Source organism: Pseudomonas sp. FBF18 (assembly GCF_024261405.1).
In the GTDB taxonomy this organism is placed as follows: Bacteria; Pseudomonadota; Gammaproteobacteria; order Pseudomonadales; family Pseudomonadaceae; genus Aquipseudomonas; species Aquipseudomonas palmensis.
Genome location: NZ_QKRS01000011.1, coordinates 26,328 through 48,857 on the forward strand (window position 1 = coordinate 26,328; position 22,530 = coordinate 48,857).

Here is a 22,530-nt window from a genome sequence, read left to right on the forward strand (position 1 = left end):
TTGCAGGAGTATCAACCATGGCTAGTTCACTTCTCGCAGGCCTGACCATTCTGATGATCGGCGACAGCCACCTGGCGACCCCCGATTACCTGATCAAGAGCCTGCACGACAACCTCGTGCAGCAAGGTGCCCAAGTGCACTCGCTGGGTATCTGCGGCGCCAATGCCGGCGACTGGCTCAAAGCCACCCCTGGCACCTGCGGCGGTGCCGAGCGCCGTGGCACCGAAAAGCCCGTGGTACTGGGCAGCAAGGCGGCCACCCGGCCGATCGGCGACCTGATCAAGGCGGACAAGCCGGACCTGGTGGTCGTGGTGATGGGCGACACCATGGCCAGCTACACCAAACCGGCCTTCCCCAAGGCCTGGCTGTGGCAGCAGACCACCAGCTTTGCCAAGGAAATCGCCAACACCGGGGCCAAGTGCGTATGGGTCGGCCCCAACTGGGGAACCGAAGGCGGCAAGTACGGCAAGACCTACGCCCGCGTCGAACTGACCTCCAAGTTCCTCGCCGCCAACGTGGCGCCGTGCGACTACGTCGACTCGCTCAAATTCTCCAAGCAAGGCGAGTGGGCCACGGTCGACGGTCAGCATTTGACCGCCCCGGGCTACCTGGCCTGGAGCAAGAAGATCAGCGAAGAGATCGTCAAGGCGCCGGTCGTGACGAGCATCAAGAAATGAAGCGCGCCCTGCACGCTGTACTGCTGGCCCTGCCCGCCGCCCTCGGCGCGGGCCTGGCCCAGGCCGAGATCGCGCTGTACCCCACCGGCCCCAGCGAAGACTCGGCGTTCTTGCGCTTCGTCAATGCGGCCCCCGGCACCCTGCAACTGGTGGCGGACGGCTCCAGGGCCAGCCTGCAGCTGGACGCGGCCAAACCGGTGTCGGCGTACCTGCCGGTACCGGCCAACAAGGCCATCAAGGGCACCCTGAGCCGTGACGGCCAGCGCTCGGCCCTGCAGCTGAGCGTTGCTCCTGGCGAATTCGCCACGGTAGTCGCCCTGCAGGACGCCAGCGGCATCCGGCAACGCGTGGTACGCGAGCAACCCGACGACTTCAATGCGCTGAAGGCTTCGCTGGCCTTCGTCAACCTCGACCCTTCCTGCCAGGGCGCAAGCCTGCGCCCTGCCGGGCGCACGGCGGACCTGTTCAAGGACGCGCCAGAGGCCAGCGTGCAGCGTAGATCGATCAACCCGGTGAAGCTGTCGGTGCAACTGGTGTGCGCCAATGCCAACGTCGGCGGCCCGGTGGACCTGGGCGAACTCAAGGCCGGCGAGCGCTACAGCGTATTGCTGCTGCCCACGGCGAGCGGCCCGCAGCTTGTGCCCGTCACGGACACGCTCTCCAACTGATCGGACGTCTTCACCACCATGGTATTCGCCTCACTCGAGTTCCTGACGCTGTTTTTGCCGATCTTCATGCTGGTGTACGCGCTGAGCCGTCCGGCCTGGCGCAACGGCGTACTGCTGATCGGCAGCTGGCTGTTCTATGGCTGGCTGAGCCCGCTGTTCCTGCTGCTGCACATGGCGCTGACCGTGGTCGCGTGGGTTGGCGGGCTGCTGGTGAACCGCAGCCATGAGGACTCGCGCGGGCGCATACGCCTGCTGGCCGCGCTGATCGTGTTCAATACGCTGGTGCTGTGCTGGTACAAGTACGCCAACATCCTGGCCGCCAACTACAACGAGCTGATCACCTATTACGGTGCATTGCCGATGGAGTGGCAGCGGGTGGCGTTGCCAGCGGGGCTGTCGTTCATCGTGCTGCAGGCGATTTCCTACCTAGTGGATGTGCACCGCCATACCGTGCCGGTAGAGCGCAGTTTCGTGAACTTCGCCACCTACATCTCGATGTTCGGCCACTCGATCGCCGGCCCGATCATCCGCTACGACTGGGTACGCCGCGAGCTCAACCAGCGCTACTTCAACTGGCAGAACTTCTCGCTGGGCGCGCGCCGCTTCATGATCGGCATGTGCATGAAGGTGCTGGTGGCCGATACCCTGTCGCCGCTGGTGGACGTGGCCTTCCACCTGGACAACCCGTCGTTCCTGGACGCGTGGCTGGGCTGCCTGGCGTATTCGCTGCAACTGTTCTTCGACTTTGCCGGCTACAGCTGCATGGCCATCGGCCTGGGCCTGATGCTGGGCTTCCACTTTCCCGAGAACTTCAACCGGCCGTACCTGGCCAGCAGCATCCAGGACTTCTGGCGGCGCTGGCACCTGTCGCTGTCGAGCTGGCTGCGCGACTACCTGTACATCGCCCTGGGCGGCAACCGTCACGGCACCTGGAACACCTACCGCAACCTGTTCCTGACCATGGCCATTGCCGGCCTGTGGCATGGCGGGGACAGCTGGAACTACGTGCTGTGGGGCTCGGCCCACGGTATCGCGCTGTGCGTCGACCGGGCCTGGAGCCGTTCCAGCCTGCCGGCGATCCCCAAGGTGCTGTCGCACACCCTGACGCTGCTGTTCGTGTGCCTGGCCTGGACGCTGTTCCGCGCCCCGGACTTTCATACGGCGCTGTCGATGTACGCCGGCCAGTTCGGCCTGCACGGCTTTGCCCTGGGCGAGGCACTGGCAGCCACCGTACGCCCGGTGCACGGCCTGGCGGCGTTGCTGGGCGTGGCGTGCATCATCCTGCCGATCTGGCAGGCACGCGCCGAGCACCGCTTCGCCAGCCGCGCGTGGTTCGTGCATGCCGCTGCCCTGTGGCCCGTGGCCGGCTTCGTGCTGTCGTTCGCGTTGATCGCCAGCCGTGATTCGGTCCCCTTCCTGTACTTCCAGTTCTGATGACGATGAAGACACCTCCTCCCAGTACAGCGCCCACGCCCCCCAGTGCACTGGCCCTGCGCACCAGCCCGATCGCCGGCGTCACCCTGGCGCTGTTCCTGGGTGCCGGCCTGCTGTCGTGTGGCTGGCTGGTGGCCAGCGACAAGCTCGAGCTGATGCCCGACAAGCACCTGTCCAATGGCCAGGTGCTGCACGGCGAAATCACCCACCGCATTGCCAAGGAGCTGGCCAAGGCGCCGCTGCCGAGCGAGGCCGCCGACCTGGAACGGGCCAGCAGTTGGCTGCTGCTGGGCGACACCGGGCCGCGGGTGCGGCCGGGCTGCACGCAGTGGCTGTTTCTGAGCGATGAACTCAAGCTCGACCGGCACGCGGCCGACAACGCCCAGGCCAAGGCCGATGCGGTGATCGCCCTGCAACGCAGCTTGCAGCAACGGGGTATCCGCCTGCTGGTGAGCGTGGTGCCGGACAAGAGCCGTATCGCCGCCAGCGAGCTGTGCGGGTTGACTCGCCCCACGGCCTCGCAGGCGCGCATCCAGCAGTGGGCGCAGAAACTCCAGGCGGCCGGCGTGACCACCCTGGACCTGACTGCCAGCCTGCAGCCGCTGGGCGCCAGTGCGTTCCTGCGTACCGATACCCACTGGAGCGAAGCCGGCGCCCAGGCCGCCGCGCAGGCCATTGCCGAGCAGGTCAAGGGCATGGGCTTGAGCGCCACCCCCAGCAAGACCTTCGACACCCGCCAGGAGCCTCTGGCACCGCGCCCCGGGGACCTGGTGCGGCTGGCCGGCATCGATTGGCTGCCAGTGGCCTTGCAGCCGCCGCAGGAACAGGTGGCGCCAACGGTCATCACCGAGCGGGCCGAGGCCGTCAGCGATGCGGGCGACAATCTCGATGACCTGTTCGGCGACGACAACCTGCCGAACGTCGCGCTGATCGGCACCTCGTTTTCGCGCAACTCGAGCTTTGTCGGCTTTCTGCAACGTGCCCTGTCGGCGCCTGTGGGCAACTTCGCCAAGGACGGCGGCGAGTTCTCCGGAGCCGCCAAGGCCTACTTCGACAGCCCGGCGTTCAGGCAGACGCCGCCACAGCTGGTGATCTGGGAGATACCCGAGCGCGACCTGCAGACGCCCTATGCGGGTGACGTGCAGCTGCCCCCCAAGCCATGACGCACCACGCCCGCTGCGCGCGTTGACACGGCGCGGCGGGCGCTGGCGAATGCTCAGGCAAGCTTTTTCAGATCTGCCGCTGAATCGAACGTGGTGAAGTGGTAAATGCCGTGGATCTTCTCCAGCTGGCAACACCAGCCCTCCTGCTCGCCGGCTTGCACCACGAACCTCAGTTCTTCGATACCCGCCATATTGGCGGCAGCTTCGAGCAGGGTCTTGACGCGCTTTTCGACAAGGGCGTCGTAGGCCAGTTCGTATGACTTCTCCCAGGTGGCGTCGGCATTGCGAAATCGCTTCCAGTTATCGTCCTTGAGCACCTTGCAAAAGGCCACGCGCTGAACTTCGCCAGTATTGGACAGGTCGAGGGACAACAGGCAGAGGGTCATGGTGGGCTCCCATAAGCAGTGAAATTCCCTTGCAACCTAGTCACTCACTTTTCATCCATCAATGCTAAATGGCCATCACCTGAGAGTTAAAATAATTCAAGAATTTACCAAAAAACAGCAACTAAACAACTTAGCCAAGGCCATGTAGGAAAGTTACTACGCAAAGAAACACGAGCTATAAAGTCTTTTTATGGAACAAAGGGCTTTCAGGCACTTTAAAATAAACAGAAACATTCAAAGGCGTGCCGTTTCGGCGCAATTACAGCGTCTTGAAGCGAGCGCTGCGCTTCTGCAATCATGCCCGCCGGGCGCTGCCAGCGGGCAGCGTCGTCCCTTAGCGCACCGCACAAAGGAATGACTCAATGATCAGGGTATTGCTTTCGCTGGACCTCACCAACAAGGAATCGGAACGAGACAACTTCAACAACTTCCTGGCAGAACAACAATGGAAGAAGTTGGCTGGTGTGAATACCGTCTGGGCCATCGAGTATGATGATTTCAGCCAGACCAACGAGCAACATGTGACAAACGTCAAAAGAGACCTGTCCAAAGTGCTGCTCACCGCGGCACGGGAATTCAAACCGGACCGTATTACCTACGTTGCACAGATAGCCAACATTGAATGTATCGGGCGCTATATCTACCGGGAGGGTGGCGATTACAAGGCGTTCATTTACGAGCCCTGCTGATAGCGCTGAAGAGAGTGAGGTGTCTGCGACAGTGATCCGGTCGCAGGCATTTTTCGTGCGCGCGAAGGGAAAGCAGTGCACTGCATGCGTATTCGGGGGAAAGGGAACTGGATAGAGGCGGCCCCTGGCAGACAAGGGCTTGCGTTATGGAGGCAACCCCACCAGCCACACCCCGGCACACGATGTTCCCGCTGTGGCTGCTCCCTTCCGGGCCTGACCAGGTTTACGGGTAATCGTTGCGGGGGGACCGATGGGGTCACCATAACGATGCTCGCCTGGCAGCGAGCGGGGCCATTGTACCGGTCTGACGCGAAGTTACAACCTCTGTACCGTGAAAAAACCACTCTGGCTCAAGGACTTGTGACTGCCGCCGGGGCATCGCCCTGGATCACGCAGTGAATGAAGTGCAGCTTGGCCACCACCGGCGCACTCAGCACGAACGGGTAGAAGTCGGTCTGGCCCATGCTGCGTGACAGCTCGTTGAGCATCGCCGACAGCTCCACCCAGGCATTGATGAACGCCAGGAACGCAGGCGCCCCAGGGTGCTCGGGCTGGTACAAGCTGCGGGCATCGAACGGCGGATAGTCCAGGTCCATCACCGAGGCGTCCATGCCCAGCGCAAGGGCGGTGTCCACCGCATCGGTCATGTGCAGGTAGTGCGCCCAGGTTTCGGCCCAGTCCTCCCAGGGGTGCATGGTGGCATAGGCGCTGACGTGGGCGACGGTCCAGTCCAGCGGTGCACCTTGCTGGTAGTGGCGCTCCATGGCCTGGGCGTAGCTGGCGCGCTCGTCGCCGAACAGGCGGCGGAAGTCCTGCAGCCAGGCGCTGCTGGCCACCAGACGGTCCCAGTAGTAATGCCCGATCTCGTGGCGCAGGTGGCCCAGCACGGTCCGGTAGGGCTCCTGAAGCTGTACGCGCACCTGCTCGCGCCAGTCGTCGTCGGCTTCGCGGATATCCAGGGTGATCAGGCCGCCAGCGTGGCCGGTGGTGGGGGGATTGCCGGCAATGTCGATGCCGATGAAGTCGAAGGCGATGCCCTCGCCGGCTGCGCCTTGCTTGGGCGTGACCGGCAACCCCAGGTGCAGCAGTTGCGCAATCAGGCGGCGCTTGGCGGTTTCCAGCTTGCGCCAGCGCAGGTGGTTTTCGGTGAACGACAGGTCGGGGATGGTGCGGTTGAGGCGACAGGCCAGGCAGAACGCTTCGGGGTCGTCGACAGCCAGCAGCCAGTTGCAGCAAGCCGGGGTGTCGAGGTTGGCGCAACGCTTGAGCGGGCCGAGTTCTGGCTGGCCGTCCAGGTACCATTGGCCGTCCACAGCGGCCGGCAGCAATGTGCCGACATGGTGGGTATCGGGCCAGTAGCCCAGCGACGCCTGGCAGGCCAGGCATTGGCTGTTGCGAAAGAACACGGACTGTCCGCACTCGCATTGCCACACGCGCGTGCTGCGGCGTGCCTGGCTGACGAAGGGTGCGGCGATACGGGCGACAAGCTGTTCGAAGAATGGGTACATGGGGCCACCTCCTGGCTGGAGCCTAGCCTACACCATGTGCGTGACAGCGCTTGCGGTGTGCCTGACGCACCGTGCGCTCAGGTGTTGCGAGCGCTTCGCGCTCGATCGCGGGTCAAGCCCGCTCCCACGCCCTTCGGGCAGAAGCGGGCCGCGTGACCGCTACACCGCTATGCCCTGCTCCGACAGAAACGCCACGAACGCATCCTCATCCAACACCCTGAGCCCCAGCTCAGTGGCCTTGGCCAACTTGGAGCCTGCCCCCGGGCCCGCCACCACGCAGTGGGTCTTGGCCGAAACAGACCCCGCCACCTTGGCCCCCAGGCTCTCCAGCTTGTCCTTGGCGACATCCCGGCTCATGCGCTCCAGCGAACCGGTCAGCACCCAGGTCTGCCCCGCCAGCGGCAAGCCCTGGGCAACCTTCTTCTCGCTCTCCCAGTGCATGCCGAACTCGCGCAGTTGCGCCTCGACGCTGCGCGCCAGTGCCTGATTGGCCTCGACCAGGAAGAACTCGCGCACCGCATCAGCCTGCTTGGCTGCCAGCGCCTGGCGCAGGTCGATGCCGTCGGCGGCAATGATGCGCTCAAGGCTTTGCAGCTTGGCCACCAGCTTCTCGGCACCCGTCGGGCCGACAGAAGGGATGTCGAGCTTGGCGATCAACCCGGCCAGGGTCGTACTGGCCGCGAACTCGGCGGCCAGCTCGCCCTCCTCCTGCAACTGCAGGCCGTTCTCGAGCAGTTGCGCGATGACGCTGCGGTTATGTTCGTCCTCGAAGAAGTTGTGGATCTCGTGCGCCACTTCCAGGCCGATATCCGGCAGGTAGGTCAGCACCTGCGGCAACGCCACCATCACGCGCTGCAACGAGCCCAGCGAGCGCGCCAGCACCTTGGCGGTCTCCTCGCCCACATCCGGGATGCCAAGGGCGTAGATGAAGCGTGCCAGGCTCGGGCGCTTGCTGTCGGCAATGGCAGCCAGCAGCTTGTTGCTGGACACCTCGGCAAAGCCTTCGAGGTCGACGATGTCTTCGAATTTCAAGCGGTACAGGTCTGCCGGCGAGGCAATCAGCCCTTCATCCACCAACTGCTCGACGCTCTTCTCGCCCAGGCCCTCGATGTCCATGGCGCGGCGCGACACGTAGTGGATGATCGCCTGCTTGAGCTGCGCGCGACAGGCCAGGCGGCCGACGCAGCGGTACACCGCGCCTTCGCTGACGGTTTCCTTGCCCTTGCTGCGCTTGACCAGCTGGGTGCGCTCGACCTGCGAGCCACACACCGGGCACTGGGTAGGGATGTGCACCGCACGCGCATCGGCCGGGCGACGCTCGGTGACCACCTGCATGACCTGCGGGATGACATCACCGGCACGGCGGATGATCACCGTATCGCCGATCATCACCCCCAGGCGCGCCACTTCGTCCATGTTGTGCAAGGTGGCATTGGCCACGGTCACGCCGGCCACCTTGACCGGCTTGAGCCGTGCGACGGGGGTTACCGCACCGGTGCGACCAACCTGGAACTCGACGTCGAGCACCTCGGTCAGCTCTTCCATGGCCGGGAACTTGTGCGCTATCGCCCAGCGCGGCTCACGGGCACGAAAGCCCAGTTCGCGTTGCGAGGCCAGGCTGTTGACCTTGAACACCACCCCGTCGATCTCGTAGGGCAGCGCGTTGCGCCGCTCGCCGATGTCACGGTAGTAGTCCAGGCATTCCTTGATGCCGGCGGCATGCCGCAGTTCGCGGCTGATGGGCATGCCCCAGCCCTTTAGCTTTTCGAGGGTGCCGATGTGGGTGTCGGCGATGGCCTCGGACACCTGGCCCACGCCATAGCAGCAGAACTCCAGGGGGCGGCTGGCGGTGATCTTCGAATCGAGCTGGCGCAGGCTGCCGGCGGCGGCGTTGCGCGGGTTGGCGAAGGTCTTGCCGCCGATCTCGGCCTGGGCTGCGTTCAGCCGTTCGAAGCCCTCCTTGCTCATGAACACTTCGCCGCGCACCTCCAGCACCGCCGGCCAGCCCTTGCCCTGCAGCTTGAGCGGCACGTTGCGGATGGTGCGCACGTTGACGCTGATGTCTTCGCCGGTGGTGCCGTCGCCACGGGTGGCGCCCTGCACCAGCAGGCCGTCACGGTACAACAGGCTGACCGCCAGGCCGTCGAGCTTGGGTTCGCAGCTGTAGTCCACCGCCGCCCCTGCGCCGAACAGGTCGCCGGTCGGCAGGTCGAGGCCTTCGACCACGCGCCGGTCGAACTCGCGCAGGTCATTTTCCTCGAAGGCGTTGCCCAGGCTCAGCATCGGCACCTCGTGACGCACCTGGGTGAAGGCCGAGAGCGCCGCGCCGCCCACCCGCTGGGTGGGGGAATCGGGGGTGACCAGCTCGGGGTGTTCGGCCTCAAGGGCCTGCAGCTCGCGGAACAGGCGATCGTATTCGGCGTCCGGGACGCTTGGCTCGTCGAGCACGTAGTAGCGGTAGTTGTGCTGGTCGAGTTCGGCGCGCAGTTCGAGGATGCGGGTTTGGGCGGTCATGTGTGTCGTCTCTTGCAAAGCAAAAGAGCAGCTCGGGGCTGCTCTTGGCGTTCAAATCGGTGGATCGGCGGGGCAGCTTTCGCCGGCAAGGCCAGCTCCTGCAGGGAGCGGCCATACCTGTCAGCGTTTCTGGGTCAGGGCGCGGCGCTCGAACTCGACGATGCGCTGGCGGTAGTGTTCGATGGTCTGCGCGGTCATCACGCTGCGCTGGTCATCCTTGAGCTCGCCGTTCAGTTCATGGGCCAGCTTGCGCGCCGCCGCCACCATCACGTCGAACGCCTGCTTGGGATGGCGCGGGCCCGGCAGGCCAAGGAAGAAGCTGACCGCACGGGTGCTGAAATGGTCGATGTCGTCCAGGTCGAACACCCCAGGCTTGACCGCGTTGGCCATGGAAAACAGCACTTCGCCATTGCCGGCCATGCTTTCGTGACGGTGGAAGATGTCCATCTCGCCAAAGCGCAGGCCGCTTTCCAGGATGTTCTGCAGCAGCGCAGGGCCCTTGAAGCCGCTCTCGTCGCGGGCAATCACGCTGATCACCAGCACTTCCTCGACCGGCGGCAGGTCCTTGCCTTCGCTGGCACCGAAGCCGGTGCTCTTGGGGCTTTCGTCCGGGAAGTCGTCGTCGGCGTTGCCGAACAGGTCAGGCTCGCGTGGCTCGGCCGCCAGGTTCAGGTCGCCCTGCTGCGGCTCGCTGGTACGCTTGGCACGCTTGGCCCCCTTGCCCACCTTCGGCTCGCGCTGCTCGCGCGCAGCCGTCATCGACGGCAGGTCGTGCTCGTCGAGCTGGGGCTCCTTGTGGTCGTCAAGCACCCGCGGCGGGCCCAGCACTTCGGCGCTGGTCTCTTCGTCCGGCAGGTTGGAGAAGCTGCGGTCCAGACGGAATTTCAACTTGCCCTTGCCGCCGCGCATGCGACGCCAGCCGTCAAAAAGAATACCGGCAATGACTATGATGCCGATGACGATCAGCCACTCGCGCAGACCGATTTCCATGTAATCCCGTGCCTCTGTGAAAAATGCTGAAAAATAAAGGGTTTAAACCCCTTTAAAACGTGGCGCCAACTCTATGTTCTGACAGGCGTTTTACCCACGCATAGAAAAATTTACATTAAGCTAGCACGACCAAAGATAACTTTACACCGTCTGTCGCAACTGACAGGGGCATTTGCTGCAAGTTCGTGCGTTGTATCCGTTTTTCAGGCGTCGACCATGGCCATCGCCTCCTCCACGTCCACCGCCACCAGCCGCGAGCAACCGGGCTCGTGCATGGTCACCCCCATCAGTTGATCGGCCATTTCCATGGCGATCTTGTTGTGGGTGATATAGATGAACTGCACGGTCTGGCTCATCTCCTTGACCAGGCGCGCATAGCGTCCGACGTTGGCATCGTCCAGCGGCGCATCGACTTCGTCGAGCATGCAGAACGGTGCCGGGTTCAACTTGAAGATGGCAAACACCAGGGCCAGGGCCGTCAGCGCCTTCTCGCCGCCCGAGAGCAGATGGATGGTGCTGTTCTTCTTGCCCGGCGGGCGCGCCATGATCGTTACCCCTGTATCGAGTAGATCTTCGCCCGTCAGTTCCAGATAAGCGCTGCCACCACCGAAAACTTTTGGGAAAAGTGCCTGTAATCCGGCATTTATCTGATCAAAGGTATCCTTGAAGCGGTTGCGTGTTTCCTTGTCGATCTTGCGAATCACGTTTTCCAGGGTATCGAGGGCCTCGACCAGGTCGGCATCCTGGGCGTCGAGGTAGCGCTTGCGCTCGGACTGCTGCTGGTACTCGTCGATGGCCGCCAGGTTGATCGCGCCCAGGCGCTGGATGCGCGCATCGATGCGCTCCAGCTCAAGTTCAGCCTCCTGCTCGCTGGCCTCGGCCAGCAAGGTCGCCAACACGCCTTCCAGATCATAGCCGTCAGCCTGCAACTGTTCCTGCAGGGCCTTGCGCCGCACACTCAGCCCCTGCCATTCCATGCGGTGCTGTTCGAGCTGACCGCGCAGCAGCTGGGATTGCTGTTCGGCCTGGGTACGACGCTTTTCGGCCTCGCGCAGTTCGCGGTCGGCCTCGTCCATGTGCAGGCGCGCCTGACGCATTTCCTCGTCGACACTCATGCGCTTTTCCAGCAGCGCCTCGAGCATCATGCGCAGCTCTTCGAGGGGCGCCTCGCCCTCCTCCAGGTTCAGGCTCAGTTGTTCACGTTTTTCGTTCAGGCGCTCCGACTGCAGCTCCAGGCGCTCGAGGGCCTGGCGCGTGGAGTCGTGCTGGGCACGCAGCGAGCCCAGGCGCACCGCCAACTGATGGGCGTGGTCCTTGTGCTGGCGGGCTTCCTGGCGCACGCGGTCGAGGCGTTCGCGCAGGTTGTCGCGCTGGGCCAGCAAGGCCTCGCGCTGTTCGGTGTCGTGGGCCATCAGGTCGAGGGCTTCCTGCAGGTGCAGGCGCGACTCGCCCAGGCTTTCGTGTTCGATGGCGCGCTGTTCCAGCAGCTCGGCCAGCTCTTCTTCAAGGCGCCGGCGGCGCAATGTCAGCTGCTCGGCGCGGGCCTTGCCGGCCGACAGACGGGCCTTGAGCTCACCTTGCTGGCGGGCTTCTTCCTGGGTGCGACGACGCAGTTGTTCACGGCTGTCTTCCTGCACGCGCTGCTGTTCACGCAGGGCCAGCAACTGCGCTTCGAGCTGCTCCAGGGCAGCTTCCTGCTCCAGACGCTCCAGGCCCAGCAGCTCAAGCTCCTGCCCGCGGGCCAGCACGCCGCCCTGGGCATCGTTGCCTCGGCTGACCCGCAGAAAGTGGCGCCCCACCCAGTAGCCGTCGCGGCTGATCAGGCTTTGGCCGTCGGCCAGCTGGCCGCGCAGGCTCAATGCCTGCTCGAGGCTCTCGACCGGCTTGACCTGGCCCAGCCAGGGGGCCAGGTCAACGCCGCCCTGTACTTTGTCCAGCAGGCTGCCGGCAAGGCGCTTGCCGGTGCCGGCGGCCTCCAGCAGACGCAACTCGCCCTGCTCGAAGCCCGTCAGGTCGAGCCCGGCCAGGTCGTCCACCAGTACCGCGTGCAGGTCGGCGCCCAGCACGGTTTCCACCGCCAGCTCCCAACCCGGCTCCACGCGCAGGCCTTCAGCCAGGCGTGGGCGTTGCTCCAGGCCCTGCGCGCGCAACCAGTCGAGGGTACCGCTGCCTGGGTCCAGCGCGGCCTGCTGCAAGGCTTCGAGCGATGCCAGCCGGCCACCCAGGCGCTGCAGTTCACCCTGGGCCTGCTGCTGCGCCTGGGCGGCCTGCTGCAATTGCTCGCGCAGCGCGTCGAGGCGCTCGATCACCTGCTGTTCTTCCAGGTGCAGGTCTTCGAGCAGCAATTCGCTGCTGGCCAGTTGTTCGTTCAGTTCCAGGATGGCCGCATCTTCAGGGTCGGCGCTCAACTGGTCGCGTTCTTCGCCCAGCTTGCGCTGGCGCTCCGAGACGCGCTCCAGGCTCTGCTCCAGCTGCTGGATGCGCGACTGCTGCACCTCGGCCTGGCGGCGCGGCTCGGCGGAGCGGGTGTTGAAGCTGTCCCACTGCTCCTGCCAGCCATGCATGGTGGTCTCGGCTTCCTCAAGGGTCGCGGCGGCCTCCTCGGCTGCCGCCAGCGACAGTTCCTGCTCGGGCTCGATCATCTCCAGCTCTTCGCCCAGGGTCGCCAGCAAGGTACGGTCGTGGCCCAGGTGCGATTCGGTTTCCAGACGCGCGCGTTCAGCTTCCTTGAAGTCATCCTGCAACTGGCGCAAGCGCTGCTGGCCGTGCTGGATGTTCTGCTCGACCCGGGCGATGTCGCCGCCTACCGAATAGAAGCGCCCCTGGACCAGGTTGAAACGCTCCGACAGGTCGTGGTGACCGTCGCGCAGGCGCTCGATGCTCGCATCGGCATTGCGCTGCTCGGCCACCAGGGCCTCGAAGGCCACTTCCTGGTCGCCGATGATCGCCTCGCGCTGGCCCACCTGATCGTTCAGCGCACGCCAACGCAGGGCCGCCAGCTGGGCCTTGAGCTGACGCTCCTCGGCCTTGTATTCCTTGTATTTCTCCGCTGCCTGGGCCTGGCGGTGCAGGCGTTCGAGCTGACGTTCCAGCTCTTCGCGCAGGTCGGTCAGGCGTTCCAGGTTCTCGTGGGTGCGGCGGATGCGGTTTTCGGTTTCGCGGCGGCGCTCCTTGTACTTGGAGATGCCGGCGGCCTCTTCGATGAAGTTGCGCAACTCTTCGGGCTTGGCCTCGATCAGCTTGGAGATCATGCCCTGCTCGATGATCGAGTAGCTGCGCGGGCCCAGCCCGGTACCCAGGAAGATATCGGTGATGTCGCGCCGACGGCACTTGGTGCCGTTGAGGTAATAGGTGTTCTGCGCGTCGCGGGTCACCTTGCGCCGGATCGAGATCTCGGCATAGGCGGCATACTCGCCCACCAGGGTGTTGTCACTGTTGTCGAACACCAGTTCGATACTGGCCTGGCTGACCGGCTTGCGGCTGGTGGAGCCGTTGAAGATGACGTCGGTCATCGACTCGCCACGCAGGTTTTTCGCCGAGCTTTCGCCCATCACCCAGCGCACCGCATCGATGATGTTGGACTTGCCGCAGCCATTGGGGCCGACCACGGCCGCCATGTTGCTGGGGAAGTTGACGGTAGTCGGGTCGACGAACGACTTGAACCCCGCCAGGCGAATGCACTTGAGGCGCATGCTCAGCCAGCAACCAGCGAGGACAGCACCAGCGTGCAGCTGCGCTCGCAGTACTGCGTCAGCACCTCGCGGATACGCGGCAGGTCGCCACCCACCACCGCTTCGAGCAGTTGGGCGAACAGCACCAGGAAGTCGTTCATGTTGGCCTTGCGCTGGTCCAGCGCCAGGTAATAGGTGCGGCTCATGGCCGGCTGCAGGTTCTCGACGGTTTCCTGCAGGTAGGGGTTGTTGGCGAACGGGTACGCGGCGCGCATCACCGCGAAGCTCTCTTCGACGAAGGCCTTGATGTCCTGGCGCGCACTGGCGGCGTGCAGACGCTGCTGGATGACCAGAAACGGTGCAAGTTCGGCTTCGCTGCGCGGCGCGCTGGCCACGGCATTGCCCAGCAGGATGTACAGCTCGCTCATCAGGGTGCAGAGGCTGCGCACGTTGTGCTCGTTGAGCGCCGTAACCTGCGCGCCACGGCGCGGCAGGATGGTCACCAGGTGCCTGCGCTCGAGTATCAGCAGTGCCTCGCGCACCGAGCCACGGCTGACATTGAGCGCCTGGGTGACCTTCTGTTCCTGGATGCGCTCGGCAGGTTTGAGCTCACCGCGGATGATCCGCTCGGCCAGGTAATGGGCAATTTGCTCGGAGAGGCTGTCCGGCGCCTTGAACGTCATGGTTTTCCTTCAAAATCATTGAACTGTGCACAAGCGCCGATTGTAGCGCACTTGCCTGCACCTCGCGCAGCGGCACAGGCACGCAGTTGGCACGATTGAAGCAAAACAATCGTCAACCCGGCCCCGGTTCTATGCTGAATACAGAGGCTATCGAGGATGACAGGATCAGCACGCACAAAAAGCTGACCTTGAAGTCAGAAAGCAGTTGACCGGCAAGTCAAGTCTGCCTACAGTCGACCCCGTCCACTCAACAACAATAATTCGCTTGTGAGGCCTTCCGTGATCCAGTTTCTACTCAACCAGGAGCTGCGCAGTGAGCATGCCCTGGACCCCAACCTGACGGTGCTCGAGTACCTGCGCGAGCACCTGGGCAAACCCGGTACCAAGGAAGGCTGCGCGAGCGGCGATTGCGGCGCCTGCACCGTCGTGGTCGGTGAACTGGCTGCAGATGAACACGGCCGGCAGCACCTGCGTTATCGCAGCCTCAATTCGTGCCTGACGTTCGTCTCGTCCCTGCATGGCAAGCAGCTGATCAGCGTCGAAGGGCTCAAGCACCAGGGCAAGCTGCACAGCGTGCAGCAGGCCATGGTCGACTGCCATGGCTCGCAATGCGGCTTCTGTACCCCGGGCTTCGTGATGTCGCTGTTTGCCCTGCAGAAGAACAGCGACGCCCCCGACCTGCACCGCGCCCAGGAGGCCCTGGCCGGCAACCTGTGCCGCTGCACCGGCTACCGGCCGATCCTGGCAGCCGCCGAGCAGGCCTGCTGCCAGGCCGCCCCCGACCAGTTCGACAGCGCCCAGGCACAGACCATCGCCCGGCTCCAGGCGATTGCGCCCAAGGAAACCGGCGAACTCAACAGCGGCGACAAGCGCTGCCTGGTGCCGCTGACCGTGGCCGACCTGGCCGAGCTGTACGGCTCGCACCCCGAAGCCCGCCTGCTGGCCGGCGGCACCGACCTGGCGCTGGAGGTCACGCAGTTCCACAAGACCCTGCCGGTGATGATCTACGTGGGCAACGTCGCCGAGATGAAGCGGGTCGAGGCCTTTGACGATCGCCTGGAAATCGGCGCCGCCACACCGCTCACCGACTGCTATGACGCGCTGAGCCGTGAATACCCCGACTTCGGCGAACTGCTGCACCGCTTCGCCTCGCTGCAGATCCGCAATCAGGGCACCCTGGGCGGCAACATCGGCAACGCCTCGCCGATCGGCGATTCGCCGCCCCTGCTGATCGCCCTGGGTGCGCAGATCGTGCTGCGCCGGGGTCAGGACACACGCACCCTGGCGCTGGAAGACTATTTCATCGACTACCGCATCACCGCACGCCAGGAAAGCGAGTTCATCGAGAAGATCATCGTGCCGCGGGCCAACCTGGCCTGGGCGTTCCGGGCCTACAAGGTGTCCAAGCGACTGGACGACGACATTTCGGCGGTGTGCGCCGCCTTCAACCTGCGCATCGACAACGGCGTGGTGGCCGAGGCCCGTATCGCCTTCGGCGGCATGGCCGCCATCCCCAAGCGCGCCCGCGCCTGTGAAGCCGCCCTGCTCGGCAAGCCGTTCAACCAGGCCGGTATCGAGCGCGCCTGCCAGGCGCTGGGCGAAGACTTCACCCCGCTGTCGGACTTCAGGGCCAGCAAGGAATACCGCCTGCTCGGCGCGCAGAACCTGCTGCGCAAGTACTTCATCGAACTGCACACGCCGCACATCGAAACCCGGGTGACCGCCTATGTCTAACCATCCTCACGTGGCCAGGAGCCAGGCCGAACTGGCCGAGCTGTTCGCCCAGGGCCTGACCAGTGGCGTCGGGCGCAGCATCAAGCACGACAGCGCCGACAAGCATGTGTCCGGCGAGGCGGTGTATATCGATGACCGCCTCGAATTCCCCAACCAGTTGCATGTGTACGCTCGCTTGTCGGACCGCGCCCATGCACGGGTGCTGAGCATCGACACCCGCCCGTGCTACGCCATCAAGGGCGTGCGTATCGCCATCACCCACGAAGACATCCCGGGCCTGAAGGACATCGGCCCGCTGCTGCCGGGCGACCCGCTGCTGGCCATCGACACCGTCGAGTTCGTCGGCCAGCCGGTGCTGGCCGTGGCCGCCTGCGACCTGGACACCGCCCGCCGCGCAGCGATGGCCGCGATCATCGAATACGAAGACCTGGAGCCGGTGCTGGATGTGGTTCAGGCCCTGCGCAAGAAGCATTTCGTGCTCGACAGCCACACCCACCAGCGCGGCGATTCGGCCACCGCGCTGGCCAGCGCCCCGCATCGGGTGCAGGGCACCCTGCATATCGGCGGCCAGGAGCACTTCTACCTCGAAACCCAGATCTCTTCGGTGATGCCCACCGAGGATGGCGGCATGATCGTGTACTGCTCCACGCAGAACCCCACCGAGGTGCAGAAGCTGGTGGCCGAAGTGCTGGACGTGCCGATGAACAAGGTCGTGGTGGACATGCGCCGCATGGGCGGCGGCTTCGGCGGCAAGGAAACCCAGGCCGCCAGCCCCGCCTGCCTGTGCGCGGTGATCGCGCGCCTGACCGGTCAGCCGACCAAGATGCGCCTGCCACGGGTCGAGGACATGCTGATGACCGGCAAGCGTCACCCCTTCTATATCGAATACGACGTGGGGTTCGATGACAGCGGCCGCCTGCATGGCATCAACCTGGAACTGGCCGGCAACTGCGGCTGCTCGCCGGACCTGTCGGCCTCGATCGTCGACCGTGCGATGTTCCACTCCGACAACGCCTACTACCTGGGCGACGCCACCATCAACGGCCACCGCTGCAAGACCAACACCGCGTCCAATACCGCCTACCGCGGCTTTGGCGGCCCGCAGGGCATGGTTGCCATCGAAGAGGTGATGGACCGCATCGCCCGCCACCTGGCACTGGACCCGCTGGCAGTACGCAAGGCCAACTACTACGGCAAGACCGAGCGCAACGTCACCCACTACTACCAGACGGTCGAGCACAACATGCTCGAGGAGATCACCGCCGAGCTCGAAGCCAGCAGCGACTACCAGCAGCGCCGCGAGTCGATCCGCCGCTTCAACGCCAACAGCCCGGTGCTGAAAAAGGGCCTGGCGCTGACCCCGGTGAAGTTCGGCATCTCGTTCACCGCCAGCTTTCTCAACCAGGCCGGTGCGCTGGTGCACATCTACACCGATGGCAGCATCCACCTCAACCATGGCGGCACCGAGATGGGCCAGGGCCTGAACACCAAGGTGGCCCAGGTGGTGGCCGAAGTGTTCCAGGTGGACTTCAGCCGCATACAGATCACCGCCACCAACACCGACAAGGTGCCCAACACCTCGCCCACGGCGGCCTCCAGCGGCGCCGACCTGAACGGCAAGGCGGCGCAGAACGCGGCCGAAATCCTCAAGCAGCGCCTGGTGGAGTTTGCCGCGCGCCAGTACAAGGTCAGTGAAGAAGACGTCGAGTTTCGCAACGGGCACGTGCGCGTGCGCGATGAAATCCTCACCTTCGAGAGCCTGGTGCAGCAGGCCTACTTTGCCCAGGTGTCGCTGTCGAGCACCGGCTTCTACAAGACCCCGAAGATCTACTACGACCGCAGCCAGGCGCGCGGGCGCCCGTTCTACTACTTCGCCTTCGGCGCGGCGTGCGCCGAGGTGATCGTCGACACCCTGACCGGCGAGTACAAGATGCTGCGCACCGACATCCTGCATGACGTGGGCGCCTCGCTGAACCCGGCCATCGACATTGGCCAGGTGGAGGGCGGGTTCATCCAGGGCATGGGGTGGCTGACCACCGAGGAACTGGTGTGGAACGCCAAGGGCAAGCTGATGACCAGCGGCCCGGCCAGCTACAAGATCCCGGCGGTGGCGGACATGCCGGTGGACCTGCGGGTGAAGCTGGTGGAGAACCGCAAGAACCCCGAGGACACGGTGTTCCATTCCAAGGCGGTGGGCGAGCCGCCGTTCATGCTGGGGATCGCGCCGTGGTGCGCGATCAAGGATGCAGTGGCCAGCCTGGCGGATTATCGCGAGCAACCGCAGATCGATGCCCCGGCCACCCCCGAGCGGGTGCTGTGGGGCTGCGAGCAGATGCGCAAGGTGGTGGCGGGCCGGCAGGCGGCTACCGAGGTGGAAACCGTTACACCGTAGTGCGCCTTTCGCCGGCAAGGCCGGCTCCTACAGGGCGCGATTGCTGTAGGAGCCGGCCTTGCCGGCGAAGAGGCCCGATCAGGCACTGAAGAGGCAACCGACTATGCACACCTGGATCAACGCCCTGTCCGACCTGCACACCCGCGGCGAACCCTGCGTGCTGGTGACCATCATCGAAGAGCTGGGCTCCACCCCACGCAATGCCGGCTCGAAGATGGTCGTCAGCGCGACCCAGCTGTTCGACACCATCGGCGGCGGGCACCTGGAATACAAGGCCATGCACATCGCCCGGCAGATGCTTGCCGAAGGCCGCGAAACCACCCACCTGGAGCGCTTCAGCCTCGGCGCCAGCCTTGGCCAGTGCTGCGGCGGCGCTACCGTGCTGCTGTTCGAGCCCATGGGCGGCGTGCAGGCGCAGATCGCGGTATTCGGCGCAGGCCATGTCGGCCGCGCTCTGGTACCCTTGCTCGCCGCGCTGCCCTGCCGGGTACGCTGGATCGATTCGCGCGAGCAGGAATTCCCCGACACCATCCCCACGGGGGTGAGCAAGGTCGTCAGCGAGGAACCAGTCGACGAGGTCGATGAACTGCCCGCCGGCAGCTATTGCATCGTCATGACCCACAATCATCAACTGGACCTGGAACTGACCGCCGCGATCCTCAAGCGCAACGATTTCACCTGGTTCGGCCTGATCGGCTCCAGGACCAAGCGCGTGAAGTTCGAGCACCGCCTGCGCGAGCGCGGCTTTGCCGCCGACAGCCTGGCACGCATGCGCTGCCCGATGGGCCTGGCCGAGGTCAAGGGCAAGCTGCCGATCGAGATCGCCGTGTCCATCGCCGCCGAAATCATCGCCACCTACAACGCGAACTTCGGCCAGCATACCGGCTCGGCCACCACCCAACCCATTGCCAAACTGCTGCCGCCGTCACGGCGCAGCCAAGCCATTTGACGAGAGCCACATGAGCGCAACCCGCAAAGCCTACCGTGCCGCCCTGCTGCACAGCCTCGCCGACCCTGCCGAGGTGGGCGTCGAAGCATCGTATGAATATTTCGAAGACGGCCTGCTGGTCATCGACCAGGGCAAGATCAGCGCCATCGGCCACGCCAGCGAACTGCTGCCAGGCCTGGACGCCGACATCGAAGTGGTGCACTACCAGGACGCCTTGATCACCCCGGGGTTCATCGATACCCATATCCACTTCCCGCAGACCGGCATGATCGGCTCCTACGGCGAGCAGTTGCTGGACTGGCTGAACACCTACACCTTCCCGTGCGAGCGCCAGTTCGAAGACAAGGCTCACGCCGACAAGGTGGCCAAGCTGTTTCTCAAGGAGCTGCTGCGCAACGGCACCACCTCGGCGCTGGTGTTCGGCAGCGTGCACCCTGCCTCGGTCAACGCCCTGTTCGAGGAAGCCGAGCGCCTGGACCTGCGCCTGATCGTCGGCAAGGTGATGATGGACCGCAACGCCCCCGACTACCTGACCGACACCGCCGAGTCGGGCTACGCCGACAGCAAGGCGCTGATCCAGCGCTGGCACGGCAAGGGCCGCCTGCACTATGCGGTGACCCCGCGCTTTGCGCCCACCAGCACCCCGCAACAGCTGGCCCTGGCCGGCCAGTTACTCAAGGAGTTCCCGGACCTGTACCTGCACACCCACCTGAGCGAAAACCTCAAGGAGATCGAGTGGGTCAAGGCGCTGTTCCCCGAGCGCAGCGGCTACCTGGATGTGTACGACCATTTCGAACTGCTGGGCGAGCGCTCGGTGTTCGCCCACGCCGTTCACCTGTGCGATGCCGAATGCCAGCGCCTGGCCGAGACCGGTTCGGCCGTGGCGTTCTGCCCGACCTCCAACCTGTTCCTGGGCAGCGGCCTGTTCAACCTGCCCCAGGCCGAGCAGCACAAGGTCAAGGTCGGCCTGGGCACCGACGTGGGCGCCGGCACCAGCTTCTCGCTGCTGTACACCCTGAACGAAGCCTACAAGGTCATGCAGTTGCAGGGCGCGCGCCTGAGCCCGTTCAAGTCGCTGTACCTGGCCACCCTGGGCGGTGCGCGGGCATTGAACCTGGAGGAGCGCATCGGCACCCTGCAACCGGGCAGCGACGCCGACTTCATCGTGCTCGACTACAAGGCCACCCCGCTGCTGGACTACCGTCTCCAGCAGTCCGGCAGCATCGAGGAGACCCTGTTCGTGCTGACCACCCTGGGCGACGACCGTACCATTCGCGAAACCTTTGCCGCCGGGCGCAGCGTGCACCAGCGCTAAGGCGTTCGAAACAGGCCGCGGTACAACGCGCCGCCGATCACCGCCCCGATCAGCGGCGCCACCCAGAACAGCCACAGCTGATGCAGCGCCCAGCCACCGACGAACAGCGCCGGCCCGGTGCTGCGTGCCGGGTTCACCGATGTGTTGGTAACCGGTATCGACACCAGGTGGATCAGCGTCAGCGCCAGCCCGATGGCGATCGGCGCAAAGCCGGCCGGCGCCCGCGAATCGGTGGCGCCCATGATGATCAGAATGAACATCGCGGTCATCACCACCTCGCTGACAAAACCTGCCCCAAGCGAGTACTGCCCCGGCGAATGCTCGCCATAGCCGTTCGAGGCAAGCCCGTTCGACAGCTCGAAGCCGGCCTTGCCGCTGGCGATGAGGTAGATCACGCCGGCAGCCAGGATGGCGCCCACCACCTGGGCGATCACGTACGGCACCAGGTCCTTGAGCGGAAAACGCCCGCCCACGACCAGGCCCAGCGATACCGCAGGGTTGAGGTGACAACCGGAGATATGACCGATGGCGAATGCCATGGTCAGCACAGTCAGCCCGAAGGCCATGGAGACACCGACCAGGCCAATGCCGATCGGAAAAGACGCAGCCAGTACCGCGCTGCCACAACCCCCCAACACCAACCAGAACGTCCCTATCAATTCAGCTCCCATGCGTTTGCTCATGGGCATCGACATCAGTCAGTCCTCAAGAAGTGGTACGCCTGAAGCGCAAGCCCAACTGCTTGATGAAGGTTTGCGGGAGTGCAACAGATAGAAATCTAGCAGAGGTTGGCTCAAGTGCCAGCAGCCCTGAAAGCATCGCGGGTCAAGCCCGCTCCCACAAGGACCGAGACAATCCTGTGGGAGCGGGCTCGACCCCCGATTGCAGGCGACGCAGTATCAGCCCTTTGCCGGCACCGAGCTGCCGCGCTTCTTGGTTTGCAGCAGGTGCGAGAACACCGCGTGCAGGTCATCCGACGCACTCTCCTCGTCGAGGTTGAGCTTGCTGTCGATGTGGTCCATGTGGTGCATCATCAGGCTCACCGCCTGGGCCGCATCACGCGCCTCGATGGCGTCGATCAGTTGCATGTGCTCGTCATACGAGCAGTGCGAGCGGTTGCCGCTTTCGTACTGGGCAATGATCAGCGAGGTCTGCGATACCAGGCTGCGCTGGAAGCTGATCAGCGGTGCATTGCCCGCCGCTTCCGCCAGCTTGAGGTGAAACTCGCCAGACAGGCGAATGCCGGCACCCCGGTCGCCGCGCGAGAAGCTGTCGCGCTCCTCGCGCACCATCTGGCGCAGTTCGTTCAACTGCTCGGCGGTGGCGTGCTCCACTGCAAGTTCGGTGATGGCACGCTCGACCATGCGCCGCGAAAAGAACACCTGACGCGCCTCTTCGACGGTCGGGCTGGCCACTACCGCACCGCGATTGGGGCGCAGCAGCACCACGCTTTCGTGGGCCAGGCGCGACAGCGCACGCCGGATGATGGTGCGGCTGACGCCGAAGATCTCGCCCAGGGCTTCCTCACTCAACTTGGTACCCGGCGCCAGGCGTTGTTCGAGGATTGCCTCGAATATGTGCGCGTAAACGATATCGTCCTGGGTGCCGCTACGACCGGCCTTGCCGGTGCGCGTGGGTTTCTTGAGGGGTTGCAGCTGTTCGTTCATGGGCGCTCGAGCACGGAGATCCACCTATCGGATCCTGACTGTAATACCAGCCAGTAGGGCGATGGCAAGTCCTGGATAGAAAATTAGACG

The 22,530-nt window shown here is 64.6% G+C and carries 17 protein-coding genes and 1 other RNA gene; 9 read left to right on the plus strand and 9 right to left on the minus strand.

Going from position 1 to position 22,530, the window contains the following annotated elements:
* Positions 1-17 precede the first annotated feature (17 nt).
* Genes DN387_RS17435 through DN387_RS17450 form a run of 4 tightly spaced genes read left to right on the plus strand, consistent with a single transcriptional unit; the run spans position 18 to position 3,942 of the window.
* Positions 18-677, plus strand: coding sequence for an SGNH/GDSL hydrolase family protein (locus tag DN387_RS17435; protein WP_043862368.1), 660 nt, complete (start codon positions 18-20; stop codon positions 675-677).
* Positions 674-1,345: an alginate O-acetyltransferase AlgF gene (locus DN387_RS17440; RefSeq protein ID WP_054915585.1), complete on the plus strand. Its 672-nt coding sequence runs from the start codon at positions 674-676 to the stop codon at positions 1,343-1,345. Before DN387_RS17435 ends, DN387_RS17440 begins: the two co-directional genes overlap by 4 nt.
* 18 nt (positions 1,346-1,363) lie before the next feature.
* Entirely contained in the window at positions 1,364-2,779 is a 1,416-nt protein-coding gene (locus tag DN387_RS17445) for an MBOAT family protein (RefSeq protein ID WP_054915586.1), read from the plus strand.
* Complete coding sequence (locus DN387_RS17450) at positions 2,779-3,942, plus strand: cell division protein FtsQ (RefSeq protein WP_054915587.1); 1,164 nt, start codon at positions 2,779-2,781, stop codon at positions 3,940-3,942. Before DN387_RS17445 ends, DN387_RS17450 begins: the two co-directional genes overlap by 1 nt.
* 53 nt (positions 3,943-3,995) lie before the next feature.
* Here DN387_RS17450 and DN387_RS17455 read toward each other — a convergent pair whose 3' ends face one another.
* Complete coding sequence (locus tag DN387_RS17455) at positions 3,996-4,328, minus strand: hypothetical protein (protein WP_043862365.1); 333 nt, start codon at positions 4,326-4,328, stop codon at positions 3,996-3,998.
* A gap of 362 nt (positions 4,329-4,690) precedes the next feature.
* Between DN387_RS17455 and DN387_RS17460 the strand changes: the two genes are divergently transcribed.
* Complete coding sequence (locus tag DN387_RS17460; protein WP_043862364.1) at positions 4,691-5,017, plus strand: hypothetical protein; 327 nt, start codon at positions 4,691-4,693, stop codon at positions 5,015-5,017.
* 156 nt (positions 5,018-5,173) lie between these two features.
* On the opposite strand, the gene ffs is transcribed toward DN387_RS17460, so the two are convergent.
* From ffs to DN387_RS17490, 6 genes are all read right to left on the minus strand, one after another.
* Positions 5,174-5,270, minus strand: an RNA gene (ffs, locus tag DN387_RS17465) — signal recognition particle sRNA small type.
* A gap of 97 nt (positions 5,271-5,367) precedes the next feature.
* Entirely contained in the window at positions 5,368-6,525 is a 1,158-nt protein-coding gene (locus DN387_RS17470) for a putative zinc-binding metallopeptidase (RefSeq protein ID WP_054915588.1), read from the minus strand.
* Positions 6,526-6,684: 159 nt separating this feature from the next.
* Positions 6,685-9,039 carry an NAD-dependent DNA ligase LigA gene (gene ligA, locus DN387_RS17475; protein WP_054915589.1) on the minus strand — a complete coding sequence of 785 codons (2,355 nt, stop codon included), beginning with the start codon at positions 9,037-9,039 and terminating at the stop codon, positions 6,685-6,687.
* Between the two features lie 120 nt (positions 9,040-9,159).
* Entirely contained in the window at positions 9,160-10,029 is an 870-nt protein-coding gene (gene zipA / locus DN387_RS17480) for a cell division protein ZipA (RefSeq protein ID WP_054915590.1), read from the minus strand.
* 203 nt (positions 10,030-10,232) lie between these two features.
* Positions 10,233-13,721, minus strand: a complete 3,489-nt coding sequence (gene smc, locus DN387_RS17485) for a chromosome segregation protein SMC (protein ID WP_054915591.1) — start codon at positions 13,719-13,721, stop codon at positions 10,233-10,235.
* Between the two features lie 2 nt (positions 13,722-13,723).
* A complete protein-coding gene (locus DN387_RS17490; RefSeq protein ID WP_043862359.1) occupies positions 13,724-14,383 on the minus strand; it encodes a GntR family transcriptional regulator in 660 nt (219 codons plus the stop codon).
* 279 nt (positions 14,384-14,662) lie between these two features.
* Between DN387_RS17490 and xdhA the strand changes: the two genes are divergently transcribed.
* The 4 genes from xdhA (at position 14,663) to guaD (ending at position 20,773) form a co-directional block, all read left to right on the plus strand.
* A complete protein-coding gene (gene xdhA / locus DN387_RS17495; RefSeq protein ID WP_054915592.1) occupies positions 14,663-16,117 on the plus strand; it encodes a xanthine dehydrogenase small subunit in 1,455 nt (484 codons plus the stop codon).
* Positions 16,110-18,509, plus strand: coding sequence for a xanthine dehydrogenase molybdopterin binding subunit (gene xdhB, locus DN387_RS17500; RefSeq protein WP_054915593.1), 2,400 nt, complete (start codon positions 16,110-16,112; stop codon positions 18,507-18,509). Before xdhA ends, xdhB begins: the two co-directional genes overlap by 8 nt.
* A gap of 103 nt (positions 18,510-18,612) precedes the next feature.
* A complete protein-coding gene (gene xdhC / locus DN387_RS17505; protein WP_054915594.1) occupies positions 18,613-19,458 on the plus strand; it encodes a xanthine dehydrogenase accessory protein XdhC in 846 nt (281 codons plus the stop codon).
* A 10-nt stretch (positions 19,459-19,468) separates the two neighbouring features.
* On the plus strand, positions 19,469-20,773 hold the full coding sequence (gene guaD, locus DN387_RS17510) for a guanine deaminase (protein ID WP_054915595.1): 1,305 nt from the start codon (positions 19,469-19,471) through the stop codon (positions 20,771-20,773).
* Here the strand turns inward: guaD and aqpZ are convergent.
* Together aqpZ and DN387_RS17520 are read right to left on the minus strand one after the other, a co-directional pair.
* A complete protein-coding gene (gene aqpZ / locus DN387_RS17515) occupies positions 20,770-21,468 on the minus strand; it encodes an aquaporin Z (protein WP_054915596.1) in 699 nt (232 codons plus the stop codon). The genes guaD and aqpZ overlap by 4 nt on opposite strands.
* Positions 21,469-21,672: 204 nt before the next feature.
* The gene (locus DN387_RS17520) at positions 21,673-22,440 is read right to left on the minus strand and encodes a GntR family transcriptional regulator (protein WP_054915597.1); all 768 of its coding nucleotides are present in this window, start codon (positions 22,438-22,440) and stop codon (positions 21,673-21,675) included.
* Positions 22,441-22,530: the final 90 nt, after the last annotated feature.